Source organism: Nostoc sp. (genome assembly GCF_036917555.1).
GTDB lineage: Bacteria > Cyanobacteriota > Cyanobacteriia > Cyanobacteriales > Nostocaceae > Nostoc.
This window is the reverse complement of record NZ_JBALDD010000023.1, coordinates 584,711-603,523: the sequence shown is the minus strand read 5'-3', so window position 1 is coordinate 603,523 and position 18,813 is coordinate 584,711. Positions and strand designations below refer to the sequence as shown.

At 42.3% G+C, this 18,813-nt stretch carries 14 protein-coding genes; 5 read left to right on the top strand and 9 right to left on the bottom strand.

What is annotated here, in order from left to right:
• From V7K60_RS11415 to V7K60_RS11395, 5 genes are all read right to left on the bottom strand, one after another.
• On the bottom strand, positions 1 to 944 hold a 944-nt coding region (locus V7K60_RS11415), incomplete at its 3' end, for a HEAT repeat domain-containing protein (RefSeq protein ID WP_442944372.1).
• On the bottom strand, positions 847 to 1,314 hold the full coding sequence (locus V7K60_RS11410; protein WP_334925504.1) for a hypothetical protein: 468 nt from the start codon (positions 1,312 to 1,314) through the stop codon (positions 847 to 849). The genes V7K60_RS11410 and V7K60_RS11415, both read right to left, overlap by 98 nt.
• A 96-nt stretch (positions 1,315 to 1,410) precedes the next feature.
• The gene (locus V7K60_RS11405) at positions 1,411 to 1,887 is read right to left on the bottom strand and encodes a hypothetical protein (RefSeq protein WP_334925502.1); all 477 of its coding nucleotides are present in this window, start codon (positions 1,885 to 1,887) and stop codon (positions 1,411 to 1,413) included.
• Between the two features lie 125 nt (positions 1,888 to 2,012).
• A complete protein-coding gene (locus V7K60_RS11400; RefSeq protein ID WP_334925500.1) occupies positions 2,013 to 5,138 on the bottom strand; it encodes an efflux RND transporter permease subunit in 3,126 nt (1,041 codons plus the stop codon).
• A 91-nt stretch (positions 5,139 to 5,229) separates the two neighbouring features.
• Positions 5,230 to 6,690, bottom strand: coding sequence for an efflux RND transporter periplasmic adaptor subunit (locus tag V7K60_RS11395; protein WP_334925498.1), 1,461 nt, complete (start codon positions 6,688 to 6,690; stop codon positions 5,230 to 5,232).
• A gap of 569 nt (positions 6,691 to 7,259) precedes the next feature.
• On the opposite strand from V7K60_RS11395, the gene V7K60_RS11390 reads away from it, so the two are divergent.
• Both V7K60_RS11390 and V7K60_RS11385 read left to right on the top strand, forming a co-directional pair.
• A complete protein-coding gene (locus tag V7K60_RS11390; RefSeq protein WP_334925552.1) occupies positions 7,260 to 8,141 on the top strand; it encodes an Npun_R2479 family HD domain-containing metalloprotein in 882 nt (293 codons plus the stop codon).
• 141 nt (positions 8,142 to 8,282) lie between these two features.
• Positions 8,283 to 9,398 carry an ABC transporter permease gene (locus tag V7K60_RS11385; RefSeq protein WP_334925496.1) on the top strand — a complete coding sequence of 372 codons (1,116 nt, stop codon included), beginning with the start codon at positions 8,283 to 8,285 and terminating at the stop codon, positions 9,396 to 9,398.
• 243 nt (positions 9,399 to 9,641) lie between these two features.
• Here V7K60_RS11385 and V7K60_RS11380 read toward each other — a convergent pair whose 3' ends face one another.
• Both V7K60_RS11380 and V7K60_RS11375 read right to left on the bottom strand, forming a co-directional pair.
• Positions 9,642 to 12,296 carry an AAA family ATPase gene (locus V7K60_RS11380; RefSeq protein WP_334925494.1) on the bottom strand — a complete coding sequence of 885 codons (2,655 nt, stop codon included), beginning with the start codon at positions 12,294 to 12,296 and terminating at the stop codon, positions 9,642 to 9,644.
• A 114-nt stretch (positions 12,297 to 12,410) separates the two neighbouring features.
• A complete protein-coding gene (locus V7K60_RS11375) occupies positions 12,411 to 13,481 on the bottom strand; it encodes an ATP-binding protein (protein WP_334925492.1) in 1,071 nt (356 codons plus the stop codon).
• 191 nt (positions 13,482 to 13,672) lie between these two features.
• On the opposite strand from V7K60_RS11375, the gene V7K60_RS11370 reads away from it, so the two are divergent.
• Both V7K60_RS11370 and V7K60_RS11365 read left to right on the top strand, forming a co-directional pair.
• Positions 13,673 to 14,218, top strand: a complete 546-nt coding sequence (locus V7K60_RS11370; protein ID WP_334925490.1) for a hypothetical protein — start codon at positions 13,673 to 13,675, stop codon at positions 14,216 to 14,218.
• 41 nt (positions 14,219 to 14,259) lie between these two features.
• Complete coding sequence (locus V7K60_RS11365) at positions 14,260 to 14,865, top strand: hypothetical protein (protein WP_334925550.1); 606 nt, start codon at positions 14,260 to 14,262, stop codon at positions 14,863 to 14,865.
• Between the two features lie 16 nt (positions 14,866 to 14,881).
• On the opposite strand, the gene V7K60_RS11360 is transcribed toward V7K60_RS11365, so the two are convergent.
• Both V7K60_RS11360 and V7K60_RS11355 read right to left on the bottom strand, forming a co-directional pair.
• On the bottom strand, positions 14,882 to 15,907 hold the full coding sequence (locus V7K60_RS11360) for an ABC transporter permease (protein ID WP_334925488.1): 1,026 nt from the start codon (positions 15,905 to 15,907) through the stop codon (positions 14,882 to 14,884).
• A 132-nt stretch (positions 15,908 to 16,039) separates the two neighbouring features.
• Positions 16,040 to 17,692: an ABC transporter substrate-binding protein gene (locus V7K60_RS11355; protein ID WP_334925486.1), complete on the bottom strand. Its 1,653-nt coding sequence runs from the start codon at positions 17,690 to 17,692 to the stop codon at positions 16,040 to 16,042.
• A gap of 730 nt (positions 17,693 to 18,422) precedes the next feature.
• Between V7K60_RS11355 and V7K60_RS11350 the strand changes: the two genes are divergently transcribed.
• Positions 18,423 to 18,749, top strand: a complete 327-nt coding sequence (locus V7K60_RS11350; protein ID WP_104908147.1) for a hypothetical protein — start codon at positions 18,423 to 18,425, stop codon at positions 18,747 to 18,749.
• Positions 18,750 to 18,813: the final 64 nt, after the last annotated feature.

Below are 18,813 nucleotides of genomic sequence, written 5' to 3'. Positions count from 1 at the left end.
CGAACAGATGAGTTAACCTTTTCATCCTTGAGGATATTGGCGATGTCAGGGATGTATTGAGCCGCCGCTTGCCCGAAGTTGCTCAATGCCACTGCCACACCGCCACGAACATATGAGTCAACCTTTTCATCCTTGAGGATGTTGGCGATTTCAGGGATGTATTGAGCCGCCGCTTGCCCGAAGTTGCTCAATGCCACTGCTGCACTGCCACGAACAGATGAGTTAACCTTTTCATCCTTGAGGATATTGGCGATGTCAGGGATGTATTGAGCCGCCGCTTGCCCGAAGTTGCTCAATGCCTCTGCCACACCGCCACGAACATATGAGTTAACCTTTTCATCCTTGAGGATGTTGGCGATTTCAGGGATGTATTGAGCCGCCGCCTGCCCGAAGTTGCTCAATGCCACTGCCACACTGCGACGAACAGATAAATTAACCTTTTCATCCTTGAGGAATTTGAGGATTTCCGGGATGTATTGAGCCGCCGCTTGCCCGAAGTTGCTCAATTCCACTGCTGCACTGCCACGAACAGATGAGTCAACCTTTTCATCCTTGAGGATATTGGCGATGTCAGGGATGTATTGAGCCGCTGCTTGCCCGAAGTTGCTCAATGCCTCTGCCGCACTGTGACGAACAGATAAATTAACCTTTTCATCCTTGAGGATATTGGCAACTTTCTGTGCTATATCCTCCGGTTTCTTAACCACGGTTTTCAAGTCTTTTAGCTCATATGCAGCTAATTTGTCAAAAGCATATCCCTTCACTTCGTCGTAGCTGTCGTCAACGGCTGCTACTATACCATTAATCTGCCAATCTTGGGGTTTGGGTTTGGGGGTTTCTTTGGCGTTAACCCAAGGTAGACAAAGGAGGAAAGAAAGGATGAAGGCTAAAGCATAAAGGATAAGGAGGGAAGGCTTGCTGCGGTGGCGGGGAGTTATGACCATGTTTAGAGCAAGGTGGCAGATTACACGCGGTTATGAGTATAATAACAACCTTGCAATCTGTAATTCCTGATTGAGAATGGAATTTGGTAGCAACAAGTAGTAGGCGATTCTCATTCACGAGTATCAAAGACTCGCTCACGAGTATTAAAGACTCTCCCGCGAGTATCAAAGACTCTCGCACGAGTATCAAAGACTCTCGCACGAGTATTAAAGACTCATTCACGAGTATCAAAGACTCGTCCACGAGTATCAAAGACTCGCTCACGAGTATAAAAGACTGGTCGCCGAGTATTAAAGACTCGCTCACGAGTATTAAAGACTCTCGCACGAGTATCAAAGACTCTCGCGCGAGTATCAAAGACTCATTCACCAGTTGACAAAATAAAAAGGGGAAAAGAAAAGGAATTAAATCTCACTTTAACTTTTCCCCTTTGACTCTTCCGGTATCTTTGGCAAGATTTTCAGCCTATAAACCAGAGTTAGTTTTAGCAGGTTTATTTTTAATAGCCTTAAAACGATCGCCTAACTGTTCAGCAAGACTTTTTAACCCTGGAGTTTTCTTAGCAGCAGTCTTGACGTAATCATAAACTGTCAAACTGCTGCCCATTGCTTCGCTGCCGACTGCCATTAAGGTATCATCTACTTGTTCTGTCAGTTGTCGCAATCTAATCAAAAGCTCAGTAAGCGTTGCTGCTAGTTGATAATCCCGTACAAAATCATCTACATCAAAGCTGGCTGGGAGAATTTCTCGGTTAGACTGGGCCGCAGTCAGGCTGGTATTGACAAAAGCTAGGCTTTTATCGCCCATCTTAAATAACTTGCGTCGTTCTTCTACACTCAGGGTTACGAGAAAAGGCATCTTTGCTTGGATAGTCGCAAAGGCTGCTTTGATTTCTTGGATATCTGCTGGGGTAAGGGAGCCTGTAATATTTTGGTAAGCCATTGGTTATTTACTTAGGTGAATCTGTTTGTTATGATTCCCACTGGTAAATGCGATCGCACAATAGGTATAGGGGCAAAAGCAATATGGTTGGGTTAAGGAGACGTGATAAATCGCCGTCTCTACAATTATGGGCGCGATGGTTTTTTACCAAACCCATAGCGTAATGTATCCATAATCCATGTTTGGAAGTTGTCAATGTAGCTAAATATCACTGGTACTACCACCAGTGTCAACAAAGTGGAAGTTGTAAAACCGCCCATAATGGCAATTCCCATTGGTTGGCGAATTTCAGAACCCGCGCCGATTCCTAATGCTAAGGGCAGAATCCCGGCGATCGTTGCTAAAGAAGTCATTAAAATTGGGCGCAGACGTGACACACCCGATTCTACGAGTGCTTGACGCTGAGTTTTACCTGACTGGATGTTGATGATTGTATAGTCAACTAACAGAATCGAGTTTTTGGTGACAATCCCCAACAGCAAGACGATACCAATCAAGGCATATATTCCCAAGGGTTTTTGAGCAACCATCAATGCTACCAATGCGCCGCCTAAACAAAAGGGTAAGGCTGCCATAATTGATAATGGATGGAGGAAGTTGTTATACAGCAGCACCAGAATTGCATAGATACACATTAATGCCAGCCCCAACGCACCGCCAAAGCGACCGAAAATGTCTTGCATAATTTTGGCACTGCCTGATGGTTGCTGTACTACTCCTGGCGGTAAGTTTTGCATTATAGGTAGTTTGTTGATTGTCTGGACTGCCTCTCCTAATGAAATCCCTTGTAAGTTGGCTTCTACAGCTACTTGACGGGCGCGATCGTAACGGTTGATGGTAGCAGGGCCGCTACCAAAGCGGATATCTGCCACTGCTACAAGGGGAACTAATCTACCATTTTGACTGGGGACTTGCAGATTTGTGATTGTGTTGATATCAACCCGCGCTTCGGGATCGATTTGCACACGAATGGGGATTTGGCGATCGCTTAAATTAAATTTCGCTAAGTTGGCCTCATTATCGCCGATGGTTGCAAGGGAAGCAGTCCGAGCGATCGCTTGTACTGTCACCCCCAAATCTGCTGCCCGTTGCGGGTTCGGAATTACCAAAATCTCTGGTTTTACCAAACTTGCAGTAGAAGCTACTTCTACCAATCCAGCTAGCGATCGCATCTGCTTTTCTAAGGCATCAGCAGCTTGATTCAATGCTTCGGGATTTTCACTTCTGAGGACAATTGATAAAGCTTTGCGACTGTCACCCGGTGACTGACTTTGAAAACTAATTCTCGCCCCTGGTATTTGTTCAAAGTCAGGACGCACTTGTTCCTCAAACTGTTTTTGGGAAATGTTTCGTTCTTCTCTAGGTTTGAGATTAATCGCAAGGCTGGCAGAATTGATCTCTTCTGTTGCTAATACACGTTCAACTACTGGGTTTTGGCGGATGATATCAGTTGCTTGGGTGACTACCTTATTAACATCTGACAAAGTGGAACCAGGAGGTAATTCTATAGATACATTGGAAATTCCAAAATCGCCATCATCAACAAAACCCTTGGGAATCAAGGGAACCAGCATCAGACTCGCAATGAAGAAAGCTAAAGCGATCGCCATTGTTGTTAATCTATGACGTAACGCCCACTCTAAGAGTGATCTATAAGGTTGAAAGCTTTGACGCTTTTCATCTCCAAGTTTTCTACTTCCGTTCCCGCTACCTGGAAGTGTAAATTTAAAATTAAAAATTTTTATTACTCCCCTGCCCCTTTGCCCCTCTGCCTCCTTTAAAAGATACGCCCCCATCATCGGCGTAACCATCCGCGCTACAAGAGTTGAGAAAATTGTGGAAACGGCAACGGTAACGCCAAATGGTTGAAAAAATTGCCCCGGAATCCCACCCATAAAGGCAACGGGCAGAAATACTGCAATAATCGTCGCTGAACTTGCGATTACCGCTAATCCTACTTCGTCGGAAGAGTCAAAAGCAGCTGACCAAGCTGACTTGCCCATAGCCATGTGCCGTTCCATGTTTTCAATTTCTACAACGGCATCATCGACCAAGTTGCCCACTGCCAGGGCTAATGCCAACAAAGTCATGTTGTTGAGGGTGTAACCAAGGGCTTGCTGGACTGCGAAGGTGGGAATTATTGATAGGGGTAAGGCAACAGATGTAATTAATGTTGCTCGCCAGTCCCGCAAAAACACTAAAATAACGATGACCGCCAGCACCGAAGCTTGAATCAATTCATCAATGGTGCTTTGGTAAGATTGGCGGACAATATCGGCTCTAGTAAAAATTAAATCCAGCTTGACATCTGGGGGAAGGGTTTTTTCCAGTTGTTTGACTGCTGCTTTCACTCCTTCTTCCACTGTCACCAGAACGCTGCCAGTACTACGCAAGACTTGGAAAGCTACTACAGGTTGATTATTCAAGCGGGCGGCTTGACGCACATCACCAAATTTATCTTCTATGGTTCCCAAGGTGGATAAGGGTATGGAACCACCTTGTGGTAAGACGATTTCGTAGGTTTTCAAAACATCGACACTGGTGGCACTTCCTAAAGTACGGATGCTTTGTTCACTACCACCAACTTCAGCACGTCCACCAGGTAAGTTAATGTTCAAAGCGCGGATTTGGTCGTTTACCTGAGTGGCGGTGATCGCTAAAGCTTGTAAGCGCTCTGGATTAAGATTAATGCGAATTTCTCGGTCAACACCACCCACACGCTGAATTTGGGCTACGCCACGAACTCCCAACAAAGCGCGGCTAATAGTTTGATCTACGAGATTGCTTAATTCTTCTACAGAACGCCGATCTGATTTAACTGCATAGGTAATCACCGGGCCGCCGGAAAATTCCAGGCGTTCCACAATTGGATCGTTAATATCTTGGGGTAAATCTTGGCGAATTTGAGCGATCGCATTGCGAACATCATTAGTGGCGCGATCGCTATCTGTACCCAAAACAAAATTGATTGTCGTCTTAGAATTCCCATCGCTGACGGTGGAAATCATATAATCGATATTGCCCAACCCCGCCACAGCATCTTCAATTTTTTTCGTCACTTGGGATTCTAGTTCTGCTGGGCCTGCACCTGGTTGGGTGACTTTGATCGAAACTGTTGGCACATCAATATTTGGGTTAGTATCAATCCCCAAGGATATGAAGGAGAACCAACCCACTACTGTCAAAATTAAAAATAAAACTATCGTGGGAACAGGTTTTTTAATCGACCAGGCTGAGATATTAAAAGACATCGGGAAATTTTAGATTTTAGATTTTGGATTAGTCATTTGTCATTTGTCATTGGTTATTTTTCCCATTCCCGATTCCTCATTCCCATTCCCTTCAATCTACAACTCGAACCCGATCGCCATCTTTGAGATAGCCAGCACCATCAACGACAACGCGATCGCCTAACTGTAACCCACTCTTGATTTCCACTGTGTCGTTATTACCAGGATCTCCTAACTCGACTTTCTGGCTGCTGACTGTATTTTCACCCGATAAGATGAATACAATTACACTTGCGTCAGCTTGGGACTGCACTGCTTTTTGTGGCACTACCATTCTCATCCCTGAGTCAGTAGTAATTGCAGCACTAGCAAACATTCCTGGTTTAAGTAAAGTTGTTGGCGGTAAGTCAATTTTCACTGTCGCCTCCCGTCTTTGATCGTTCAGCTGTGGTTGTATGTCTCTAATTCGTCCCTGCGATCGCACCCGCCGATCAACATCATCAGAAGTAATTTGCACCGATGCGCCAATTTTCACCTGAGTTAGTTGAGTTTCGGGCACCTTCGCCTGAAGTTCTAACTTTTCATCTCGGATAATCGAAAATAGTTTTTGTGTGCCACCAATCACAGTTCCCACCTGGGTTTGTGGCGGTACACCAGTGACATCACCGACTCTAGCCAGTTTCTCGGCGATTACTCCTGAAACCGGCGCACGCACCACAGTTTGTCCCAACTGAGTTTGCAGTTGTTGCACTTTAGCAGCACTACTCTTGACATCGGCTTTGGCTTTGTTGACGATCGCTTTGGCGTTATTAATATTAGCTTGGGCACTGCCGATATTAGCCTGGGCACTACGTATATTTTCTTGAGACAGGTTCACAACTTCTATGGCAGTTTTTACAGCGTAAGAACGAGTATCAAGTTCTTGTTTGCTAATCGTCCCAGAGTCAGCAAGTTGTTGATAACGCTGATAATTTTTACCTGCTTCTTCTAGCCTTGCCTTAGCTTGAGCTAAATCGGCTTGTTTTTGCTGGACTATTGCTTTATTTGATGCCAAATCTGCCTGCTTGGATGCTACATCTGCTTGTTTGGATGCCACATCTGCTTGTTTCGATTCCACATCTGCTTTTGCTTGGCTGATTTGGTTTTGCAGTATGGAACCATCTAACACCGCCAACACTTGACCTTGTTTGACAAAAGCTCCTTCTTTGATATTTGCGGGGATGCTCTTAATTTGTAAACCGTTTGTTTGCGGTAGCACCGGAATTAAATCACCCGCGGCTACAGTCCCAGTAGTTTTGAGTGTACGGACAACACGGGCGGTTTCTACTGTGGCGATAGTAACTGTCATCGCTGGATTAACTTTTTTACCTGCTACCGCGCTTTGTTGACGGGATGGAAAACGATTTAATACACTCATCCCCACCAAGGCGATCGCAATTCCTAAACCAGTACCCAAGAATAATGGCTTCAACCATGCCCTGGTTTGTTTTTGATCTGATTTGCTTAAAAAATTCCTATCTTCAGAGGTTAGAGCTTCTTCCACCTCAACTTCTGAAAGACTTTCATCGCTCACAGTTTCACCTCTACTTGCTGTCTATGCATACCAAATCTTGGTATTTTCTTAAGAAAACTTGAAGTTTATTTACTTCGATCTCAACTATGACGCATTTCATAGTAAATGTCTTTGATCTGCAATAGTATATAATACAACTTTATGACTAAGAGAAATTACTATTAAAAAATGATAATAAATTTTATGTAGATTATTATATAAAAAATTATCTCATCTCATACAGCTACTCTATGTCACACACCATCTGTATTTAGATCACTGTCAACCAATGCTTAGATATGAAAAACTGATATAGCTCATCTAGATTTATCTAGTTAGAATCAAAAATATTTATGTACCTTGGTACACCAAGAAATTATTTTTTACACGTAATCAATCATTTCTCTAAAGCCTTTGTGTTACCAGGAAGCCATGTATCCAGACATAGATAAAGCTAGCGTCTACAGCTACACGTGAGTTAAAAAGGAGCAAACTCCATTGCCTTAAATTCCAGCAAGGGTGGCCTTGATGATGGAATTTTGAAATCAATCAAATCAATAAAAAATTGGTATTTACCAGAGAAAGCAGATATGTTCAATGCCACTGAAATTTTAATTGATGCCTTCGTAAATGAAATTCGAGACGGCTACCGCCGCACTTATGGCTGCTTTAAAAATGATTATCAGGACATTATTGCCTGGGCAGGTAACATGGCTTTGGAAAACATTGCCAATAGCGATGCCCTTTACCACAATGTTGAACACACTGTCTTAGTCACTCTGGTAGGACAAGAAATTTTACGTGGCAAACATATCAGGGAAGGCGGTGTTTCGAGTGAAGACTGGTTGCATTGTATTATTTCTTTAGTCAGTCATGATATTGGCTACGTCAAGGGAGTTTGCCGACAAGACCGAGAAACAGCAAACTTATATGCCACAGGTAAAAATGGCAAAATGATTTCTGTGGCTGCTGGCGCTTCTGATGCCAGTCTGACACCGTATCATGTTGATAGAGCCAAGCTGTTTATTGATGAGCGTTTTGGAGGTCACAAGTTAATAGATGCTGAGGCAATTAAGAGCAATATTGAATTAACTCGATTTCCCGTGCCTGCGGCAGAAGATCATCAAGATACAAAGTGCTTTGCAGGATTAGTACGTGCTGCTGATTTGATTGGTCAACTAAGCGACCCGCGTTACCTGAAGAAAATTACTTCTTTATTTTACGAATTTGAAGAAACTGGTGTAAATAAAGTTTTGGGCTATCAAACCCCTGCCGATTTGCGTAACAATTACGCTAAGTTTTACTGGAATGGCGTATATCCTTATATCCAAGAAGGACTGCATTACCTATCATTGACACAACAGGGAAAACAAATTCTCGCTAATCTCTACTCAAACGTGTTTGTTGTGGAACATGAAAAACAACAGGAAGAACAGCAGCGGTATTTAGACAAATTAGCAGTTGAGAATTAGAAATTATTCAATTTTGGATTTTAGATTTTTTATTCAATCCAAAATTGGCAGAGTTGGGAGTTAAGAACTATTAATGATGAATTATGAATTAAGATAAAAGCTTAATAACTCATAACTCCTAACTTATAACTCCTAACTACTATGGATTGGTGGCGACGACTTAAAAAAAATCCTTTGGCACGATTTGGGGCAATTTTGCTGTTAATTTTCTATATAGGAGTAATTGCAGCTGATTTCGTAGCTCCTTATGACCCCTATGCTTCACAGCCTAATGGTTCACTGCTGCCACCAACGAAGATACACTGGGTTTCTCAATCAGGGCAGTTTATCGGGCCTTATGTTTATCCGACGACTCAGGGAGATACTAATTTAGATACAGGCGATCGCCAACTCATTGTAGACTCAACAAAGCCTTCACCCCTGCGTCTATTTGTCTCCGGGGCAGAATACCGATTGTTGCAGATGAGTTTGCCACTACCGCCGAAGTGGGATGAAATCACAATCTTTCCTGGTATCCCCTTAAATTGGCATTTATTTGGCACAACAACTGGCGCAAAATTAAACATCTTCGGCACTGATGACCAAGGCCGCGACCAATTCAGTCGCTTGTTACATGGCGGTCGCATCAGTATGTTTATCGGGATTTTTGGCATCATCATTACCTATCCCCTCGGTTTGCTTATCGGAGGAATTTCCGGCTATTTTGGCGGTCTAACTGATAGCATCATTATGCGCTTGGCAGAAGTGCTAATGACTTTCCCTAGTATTTATCTTTTGGTAACATTGGGCGCAGTCTTACCAGCAGGTTTAAGTAGTACCCAGCGCTTTTTGCTGATTGTGGTGATTACTTCAGTGATTAGCTGGGCTGGTTTAGCACGGGTCATTCGGGGACAGGTACTATCACTTAAAGAGCGAGAATTTGTCCAAGCAGCGCGTGCGATGGGCGGGAACCCAATTTATATAATTATCCGTCACGTTTTGCCACAAACGGCTAGTTATGTAGTTATCTCTGCGACTCTTGCAATTCCCAGTTTTATTGGTGCAGAGGCGATATTGAGTCTCATCGGTTTAGGAATTCAACAACCAGACCCCTCTTGGGGAAATATGCTTTCTCTGGCAAGTAATGCTTCAATCTTGGTACTGCAACCTTGGTTAATCTGGCCGCCGGCTGTGCTGATTATCCTCACAGTGCTGGCATTCAACTTACTTGGTGATGGGCTGAGAGATGCACTTGATCCTCGTAGTTTAAGAAGATAAGCGCTCAGAATAGCAAATGCGATCTCCGAAATAACAAATGCGTACGCCGAAATAACAAATGCGTACTCCGAAATAACAAATGCGTACGCCGAAATAACAAATGCGTACTCCGAAATAACAAATGCGTACTCCGAAATAACAAATGCGAACGCTGAAGTAACAAATGCGAACACCGAAGTAACAAATGCGTACGCCGAAATAACAAATGCGAACGCTGAAATAACAAATGCGAACGCTCGTATTCTACTGCTGCAAAACCCAACGGCGAAAAAGTTCTACCATAATCCGCCAACTTCCCTGAGTTTCCTCAACGACATCATGACGCTTCAGAGTATTCAACGCTTCCTGTAAGTCGGCGTCGTTCATACCTGTAGATTGAGCTAAAGCATCCAGACTTAGCCCTTCTGGGTGAGGTGCAAGCACTTGTACAATTGCTTGTTGACCCTCAGCACCCCGCGCCGCCTGACCCCAAACCCCATCAAAGTAGTAGCGTCCCTGCTTGAAAAACTCAGGGTCATTGATAACCGCTTCCACATCTTCTACTGTGAAAACTGGGTCACGCGATCGTCCTTGCTCAAAAACAAAGTCATTGTAGCGGCGCACTAGCTGAAAACCCAGCAGTTGTACTAAATATGGTTGACCGTGTGTCAAAGCATAAATTTTATCTAAAGCTTCCGGGATGTAGTCAAGGGGGAAATCTTCATTACCTGGGTTAGCAAGAATTTGGCGGGTAGCTGCACGTTCTTGAAAGCCTACATGAATAGGAATGACGCTGGCAAAGAAGGGTTGAAAATAATCTGCTGTCATCTCTTCTAAAGTGTGCAAACCAGCAAATGCAAAGGCGATTTTAGAACTCATTTGCACTAAACCGCGCAGAAAACCCATAAAGTCGATAGGGATTTTTTTCGCTTCAATTAAATCTTCAATTTTCTCAAACTCGTCTAAGGCAATGATTAACCCACCGTTTAGGTTTGCTTCAACCTGTTTTAAATAGCGTTCAAAAGTCCGGTAGGGGAGACTTAGTAAATCAGCGTCAGGTGGGGGTGGAAGTTTTACAGTTTGAGAAATTTCATCACAAATTGCCATTAGCACCTCACTCACACCTTGGGGGCTATCTCCCAAACGTAGCAAGTTGACATAGGCTAGCTGTATTTGTGAGCCTAGACATTGAGCAGCGTTAACTAGAATAGAAGTTTTGCCCATGCGCCTATGACCGTAGAGAACTATAGACTGGAGTTGATTACTCATCACCCAAAGTTCTTGTAACTGTCTGATGATATCTTCTCGCCCAATAAAGAGATGACCTTGAACGGGGTCGCCTACCACATAGGGGTTAGCGACAGGCTTGGTGATGGAAATTTCTCCCACTTCACCAGTGATTTGTAAAAGGCTTTCTTTCCAAGTTTGAGCAATATCTATGATTAACCCTTGCTCTGCTTGCGGCAAAGTGTCGGCTTGATTTAGGATTTTTGTCAGTTCGCCTAATGCTCGATTAAGAGCTAAAGACCTGGCTGAACGTGAGACGCTGCGATTAACAAACTGGACATCCTCAACAACTCGACGCAGACTAGTAAGGACTTTCCAAGTAATTGGACGTAAAAAAGGTTCCTGTGGAAAAGGAGAAACTTGGATGGCAGCAATAGAGGCTGGTTTTTGAGCTTTATCAAACGCCGCTAGAGTTTGGGCAAGGGTATACATTTCCTCACCGTAAAGTAGAGAACGCACTACAGCAAAAGCTTCTATTGCTCTGGCTGGTTCTTTTTCATGCAGATGCCAGAAACCAGCAGCAGCAGCGCGGGCAGGAGTATCTAAGCGAGTGTCTACTGTTAAGGGTGGGGAGAATGGGTCGTTGAAATTACGAAACAATACAAAGCCTTCAATAAGTTCTAACTTGATTTGTTCCCTCAAAGAACCTGAAGCAAAACCTACTAATTTCCAATCAAAGGGATCTGCCGCTAGCAAAGAAACACGCCAAATAATGTGTTCTGATGGAGTTTTAGAAAGTACTCTATTGACTGCTTGGACAATGGGAATGAATTGTAGGGTATATGCCAGCAGTTCATTAGTATTATGTAAACCTGTTTCCCAATCGTTTTGCAGCCAATTTTGTAAGCGCCAAACAAGATTAGGAAGGGGAAGTGGAGTGATGCAGGGGAGTAGCCAACTACCATTTTGGATGAATCGCAAGTTCAAAGGTGAGCCAATAAGCCAGGCTTCTGGACGCAGTTGCGCCACACCTATCGCTACGCCGAACGCTACGCCGAACGCTACGCCTCTGGTCACGCCGAACACCACACCTAGCGCCACACCTCCCGCCACGCCTTTCGCCACACCTAGCGCCACGCCTCCCGCCACGCCTACACCTACACCTAGCGCCACACCTCCTGCCACACCTACCGCTACGCCTATCGCCACACCTCCCACTACGCCTATCGCCACGCCTCTGGTCACGCCGAACGCCACACCTAGCATCACACCTACCGCTACGCCTAACGCTACGCCTATCGCCACGCCTCTGGTCACGCCGAACATCACGCCGAACATCACGCCGAACGCCACGCCATTCATCAAGCCTAACCAGTTAAAGGAAACATTTACAGTCTGAAAAATTAAACCTATAGCTACAGGTGTAATTACTGTTAAAAATAATCCTTGGAAAAGTAACTGGCGTTGGATAGCATTTTGATGCAATAACTTCCATCCCTTTCGCCAACCCATTTCTCCTTCAGGAATATACCCACCCCCGAATGTTTCGACATACCACCGCAAAGCCTGGGGAAAGAAAAACACCCAGTACAAAAGGTGCAAATAATCCAGTGGGTTCCATAGAGAGAGAGGACTCTTTAACTTGGGTGCTAAGTTTAAACGCGGTACAGGGGTCAATTCAGCCTCCATCATTAACCGTGAAGAACCTAACTTTCTCAGCTACCTTCCTATAAAGTAAGCGAGAGTAGAAGTAATCTTGCTTCCCTTGTAAGGAAGGGGTTGAGGGAGAGGTCAAAGGAGTATCACTCATCGCATACTCTCCACATACTGCGAATAAGTTCTATAGCACAGTTGCATCAGTTTGCGAGGATGTCCGCCACTTTCTTGGATGAGTTGGATGATTTTGTCTTCAGTAAAACTCACTGGAGTGTTAGCCAAACGGTTGGTAATAAAAGCACGCATAGTGCCTTCATCCCAAGGATGAATGTGTTCTTCTTGGCAAATACCTGCTAGTGGAGATGTTTTGCCATTATCCTGACTGTCGTTAAATAGCTTGTCCAGAGGTTCGCTAGCAGCTAAAATCAACCGCAAAGAAGCATCACGCCCTTCAGCTAAACCGCGCAATTGATCCCTAACTTGGCGAGTAAAGCCGTTTTCGATTAACTTTCCTAAATTATCTATAGCTAATAGCACTTTTTTCTTTTGCAAATTGCGAGTTAGTCTATAGCCTTTGCTTTCAGGAATACCAATTTTATCGCACAAAGCAATGTAGAATTCATCTTCATCATGAACTCCATTATTTAAATCTAAAAAAACTGGCTCACGTGGTAACTGTAAATAATTTTCTGCCTGTTGGCAAATCACCCATAACAAAGATGACTTGCCGATTCCTTCTTCTCCTATGAGCGCGACACTACTATTACTGTTAAGTACTTCAAACACCCGTGATATTTCGCGTTTTCTGCCAAAAAGCTTTTGTGGGTCTTCTATTCTGCCGCGTTGGGGAATAAAAGGATTATGATTTTGCTGCAATAGATTAGCTGAGTGTGATTCATCTTTTAGTGGTGGATTAATTACTTCTACAATTGGTTTTTGGCAAAGTGAAGCTTGTTCTAAATACTTTTGATGTCCTTCTTTTATTGGATTTTTAAAATTTATTTTTGTAACTGTTATTCCGATATGTTTTGTAATCTTTTTACATAACTTTGCACCCACATCTCTCACATATTGTGTACTATAAAAGCCATCATTAACAATCTCTGTATACTCCTTCCCTTCCCACATGCCTAAAAAGAGCTTTTGTTCTAAGTCATTTAAGACTTGCTTATCATTTGCAAGTAGCTTATTAATGAATGTTAATGCTTTTTGTGAGTCCATTAGGTGTAAGGGAATTGGCAGAGCAAAGTTAAAATCAGTCAGTAGTGTAATACTTTACCCTACAAACCTACATTTGCCTACTTTCCCTTACAACAATTTAATCACTCAAACTCCCTACTAGCGCCTACCTATAGAGCTTATGTCTCAAGTGATGATGGTGTTATACCAAAAAAATTTGAGGAGTTTGAAAAATGGCAACTTTTAGACAACAGCTTGTACTTGCTCTCATCGCTGCTACCGGCGCCATACTAGCTACAGTAGCGCCTGCATTAATTGAGCACGATAAAAAATCTTCTTCAGAACCAAAGCCTTTTGTCACCGCCACCTCTGCAATATGTGACAAAGTTCTTGCCGATAAAGTGTGTGTCGCTAATGTTACAGTGCAGGTTAATAGCAACGAACTTCAGCAAGTGACAAATCGCGATCGCCTCTTTCTCAAATCTGGAGAGACTCTAAGATTATCAAACCTTAATTATTGCATACCATCTCAAACTCTACTCAATAAAGTAGAAGTTAGAGGATATTTATTTAAACATGGAGTTGAGAGTTATAAAAATGGACTTTTCACTCCTAGTACCTTCCCGATTTATGCTGCTTGTCATAATATTGGTAACTTCCAAAAAACTTGGAAGCTTGAACCAGGACAGCACCAAGTCAGCATAGCCATTATCAAGTATGTTGGTAGCAACAGAATTGTTGACGGTAGTTTCTACTTTAACTTAGATGTTGGACAGTAATTTCAGTCTTCTGTTTAAAAGCGAAAGTGAGTAATAGTTTTATGGCTTACAGCGAGTTTAGTTTAGCTAAAGCAAAACAAGAGTTGAGTTTAACCATATTAGAAAAACGCGATATTTTCGCTGCCGTTCCTGAATTAACAGCAAGTAATTTACTTGTAGAAACACTCAATTATAACCTGGATATTGCTTTAGGTAGTAATAGTGAAAAAGCTCGTTCCGAGTTAATTATTGCGCCAATTTTAGTTGATTTACGCAGACAACTACGAGAACAAATTGGTTTATTTTCTGGAGTAGATTTTACTGTTGATAATGCCAAAGGATTAAATGGTACTTGTGATTTTATTATTACTAAATCTCCAGAAATTCTGATTTTGACAGCACCAGTAATTACAGTTGTAGAAGCTAAAAAAGAAAATATTAATGCGGGTTTGGGTCAGTGTGCGGCAGAAATGGTAGCAGCCCAAATTTTTAATCAGCAAGCTGCAACTGAGATTAAAACAATTTACGGCGCAGTGACAACAGGGAGTATTTGGCAATTCCTCAAACTAGAAAAACAAACATTAACCATTGATTTAAGCGAATATTATCTCAAAGATGTGAATAAAATTCTTGGTATTTTTGCTAGTGGTATTTCTCAAGAAAATTAAAAAAATGTTAAACAGCTTAATACCGAATTCGCGGGTCTACATAAGCATTTAAAATATCAATCAAAATACTTGCACTCACAACGATCGCACCAAAAAACACTAGCACTCCCTGAACTGTGGGATAATCGCGATCGGCGATCGCTTGATAAAGTCGATTAGCTAACCCAGGCCAAGAAAATGTTACCTCTGTCAAAATCGCTCCACCCAACAGAGACGCAAAGGTTAATCCCAAGACTGTAATCACTGGAATTAAAGCATTTTTTAAAGCATGGGAAGCTAAAATCTTATTTTCACCAATACCTCTAGCTCTAGCCGCTTCTACATAATCCGCTTGCAAGGTTTGCTTTAAATTTACTCGCACAATTCGCTCAAAAATTCCACTGAGCAAAATTCCTAATGTGAGACTTGGTAGAGCAAGATGGTGTAAAGATGTGAAAAACTGGGTGAAATTTCCACCGAGTAGGCTATCAATTGTATACAATCCAGTGATAGGAGTGGGAGCCGGCAGATTAGACGGAAAGCGGTTGGAATTAGGAAACCAACCCAGTTGAACTGAGAAAATCAACTGCAAAAGCATTCCCGCCCAAAACATCGGGAGTGCGTAGGTGATGATACCAAATAAGCGTCCCCCGACATCAAAATATGTCCCAGGACGAGAAGCTGAAAGAGTTCCAACCGCAATTCCAACGGTGAGTGCAACCGCCATACTACATACTGCTAACTCCACCGTCGCCGGGAAATATTGTCCAATTATGTCCCAAACATTTTCTCCGCGACTCATTAAAGAGGTTCCCAAGTCAAAGCGTAGTATGCTTCCCAAATAATTGAGATATTGTAACCACAAAGGAAGGTTTAAACCGAGTTGTTTTCGCAATTCTTCTTTAGCAGCTTCTGGCGCACGTCCACCGAGAATTGCATCTGCTGGATCTCCTGGTGTTGCTCTTAGTAAGAGAAATACAATGGTGATGATCGTTAATAGCTGGAGTGGCGCAAGAAGCAACCGAGAAACAATGTAATATTGTAAAGCTTTAGAACGAGACATAAGTAATTCGTAATTCGTAATTCGTAATTTGTGATTCGTAATCTTTAGGCTTTTCACCACACCAAGTTGTCAAATTTCTGACTTATAGTTGTTGGGATTTAGACTTCAGAAAATTAAATTAAAAATTACGAATTATTTTTTAAGTGTCTGGTAAATCAGAATTTGAGTAGGGTTAAGTTTGACGCCATTAACACCTTTTTGGGCAAATACATAGTCTTTGTTTTGCCATAAGGGAACGTAAGGTACATCAGTAGTAACTTGCGTTTGAATTTCGTTAAAAATTTTCTGACGCACTTCGGGGTTTTGTTCTTTGCGTTGCCCATCAATCAGTTTATTTATCGCTTCGTTATAGTAGAACGAACCCTGAGTTTGACTGCCTCCATCTTCGCATCCTTTAGCAGTTGAACCTTTGTCACAAGACAAAAATGGCTGGACGTAATTATCTGGATCTAAAAAGTCTGGATACCAATCAAGTAAAGCTGCGGGATACAAACCCTTGGCAATGTCTTTAAAGAAGGCAGGCCCTTCCGCTTGGGTAACTTCAAATTGCAGTATTCCATCCATTTTGACATCTACAAGAGATTTGAGTGTCTGTGCTGCCAAACTACGAGTAGGTGAACTAGAAGGATACCAAACTTGCACTTTTGCCGGATTTTCTTTGGAGAAACCAGCAGTAGTTAATAATTTTTTAGCTTGATCGAAGTTAGCATCACCATATTTATCTTTGAATAATGGCACAGAAACTTTAAATGTTGTGGGAATCATGCTATAAAGCGGATCTGCTTGACCAAGTAATACTCGCTCGTTTAAAAGTGGACGGTCAATTATAGAGGCGATCGCTTGTCTTACCTCTAATTTATCTAAAGGCTTTTGATTTCGGTTTAATACCAGATAACTTACTACACTACCCTCAGCTGCGATCGCTTGCCAATCCCCTTTTTTACCACCTTCTTCCAAGCTCCGATTTTGATCTGGCTGTAGCGACAGATAAGCTACATCCACCGCACCTGTACGGAAAGCATTAAACAAATTAACCGGACTAGTTTGAATTTGGAGATTAATACCCTTGTTAGCTGGTTTTTCTCCCCAATATTTATCAAACACATCAAATCGGATGGAATCAGTACCATACTGTCCTAATTTATAAGGGCCAGTTCCCACAAAAATATTCGGCTTGAATCTACCAGCGCCAACTTCGTAAGCTTTTGGTGAAACTGCACATACTCCAGGAAATGCCAACAGTGATGGAAAAGCTGCAAAGGACTTTTTCAGCTTGATTGTCAACTCATACTCGCTTGTAGGTTTTATCGAATCTACTATATCAGCTAGTAAGAATGAGGGTTTTCCTTTATTTTCAATAAAGCGCTGGATGGTAAAAGCCATTGCTTGAGCGTTGAAGGGAGTCCCATCGTGAAAAACTACTCCCTGACGTAAGGGAATGGTATAAGTTAAACCGTCTTGACTAACTTTAGGTAATGCTGTAGCTAGTTGGGGTTTAATTTCGGTGCTTCCTGGTTCGTAGTTGTAGAGGCGATCGCTCATATTAAACACTAAACCTAAGGATGCTAACTCATAAGCATCAGCCGGATCAAGGGTTCTTGGCTTTGCTGTTGTACCAATAGTAATACGACTATCACCTGTAGGGGTATTTACAGAACCGGATGGCGGCGTAGAAGTCTTAGCACGAGGAGCGCAACTAACAACTAAAAATAAACATAGACAGAACAAAGATAGGAATTGTGTAATCCGACCCCACCGTTTCACGAACAAGGAAAACCAGGTCATAGCAATAATATATTTGATATCAGTAGCGGTCAGCAATTTTACTACATTTGTGACTCTTATGCTGAATCTTCAAAATTTATAGTGGTTCTTGTTTCGATGGAACGCTCCGTAGCCATCTAAATCAAAAAGTTGTGGCGGATACTCAACTTCCTAATTAAGTTTATTGTTACTGTACGATGCCTACGACGGGCTACGGATATACACTATTTTTTTACAAAAAATCATTGATAAAATACAGAATTTAATATTTAAGATTTGTTAAGTATTGAAAAGTTTTTATTTAATTAAAATTTTCAACCAAACATTGGTTAAATTCATCGTAAATTCATAGTTACTAAAAAAATAGGTCTTTAGGACTTACGCATTGACAGGAAAAACTAAATATGGGGTATAGATTTCAGGCATTAAACCTTGATTTTTCGACACTTTTTAGGCGATCGCTATTTATCAAAGAATGATTGCTCAAAGCCTAAAAGGACGTATTTTAATTGATTCACAAGATAGCAAATTTGTACAGTGCGTAAGTCCTAGTCTTCTTAAGCTTTGACACTTAGCCCAAGTAGTGTACGTTGAGATTTTACCTCTTGCTACTTGGGAACAGACATCGATAAAGCGTTTTATCGTCAAGATCCGCTGTATTCTCAAAAAGAAGAGTGTTTGAACATCAGTGACTAAAGCGATCGCGATATCGTTAACAGCAGATTGAAAGTCTAATAGTGAGACTAAGACCGTGAAGTATTTCTTTCTATCTGAGGGATGGGCAGTTGCGAGAGTCTGGGCATCTGATGGACTCTGGCAAATAACCGCATGGCGACGCCAACCAGATATTCAGCGAATGAATATTTGTTTAGTCGAAGAAAACGAATTGCTCTGGCTTTATCGAGTTGAAGAAGCCGTTTTAACCGTGGAAGTAAAGCCAACAACACCAGTAATTGCCAGCCAGACCATCGGTCAAGTAGTACTCAAGCGTCTGATGAGCGCCGAACAGGTAATCGAACGCCTGAGTACAGCAGAGGCGAAGTGTCAACTGCAAAATATCCAGTTGGTGGTTCAGTAGAGATTAGGCATGGAGCATGGGAAAGAGGAGAGAAATTTTTCCCCTGCTCCCTCTTCTTGGAGCC

Excerpts from the sequence above, each read along its gene's own strand:
- V7K60_RS11405 (WP_334925502.1), bottom strand. The coding sequence starts at position 1,887 with ATGGCTTACCAAAATATTACAGGCTCCCTTACCCCAGCAGATATCCAA.
- V7K60_RS11400 (WP_334925500.1), bottom strand. The coding sequence starts at position 5,138 with ATGTCTTTTAATATCTCAGCCTGGTCGATTAAAAAACCTGTTCCCACG.
- V7K60_RS11390 (WP_334925552.1), top strand. The coding sequence starts at position 7,260 with ATGTTCAATGCCACTGAAATTTTAATTGATGCCTTCGTAAATGAAATT.
- V7K60_RS11385 (WP_334925496.1), top strand. The coding sequence starts at position 8,283 with ATGGATTGGTGGCGACGACTTAAAAAAAATCCTTTGGCACGATTTGGG.
- V7K60_RS11380 (WP_334925494.1), bottom strand. The coding sequence starts at position 12,296 with ATGATGGAGGCTGAATTGACCCCTGTACCGCGTTTAAACTTAGCACCC.
- V7K60_RS11375 (WP_334925492.1), bottom strand. The coding sequence starts at position 13,481 with ATGGACTCACAAAAAGCATTAACATTCATTAATAAGCTACTTGCAAAT.
- V7K60_RS11370 (WP_334925490.1), top strand. The coding sequence starts at position 13,673 with ATGGCAACTTTTAGACAACAGCTTGTACTTGCTCTCATCGCTGCTACC.
- V7K60_RS11365 (WP_334925550.1), top strand. The coding sequence starts at position 14,260 with ATGGCTTACAGCGAGTTTAGTTTAGCTAAAGCAAAACAAGAGTTGAGT.
- V7K60_RS11360 (WP_334925488.1), bottom strand. The coding sequence starts at position 15,907 with ATGTCTCGTTCTAAAGCTTTACAATATTACATTGTTTCTCGGTTGCTT.
- V7K60_RS11355 (WP_334925486.1), bottom strand. The coding sequence starts at position 17,692 with ATGACCTGGTTTTCCTTGTTCGTGAAACGGTGGGGTCGGATTACACAA.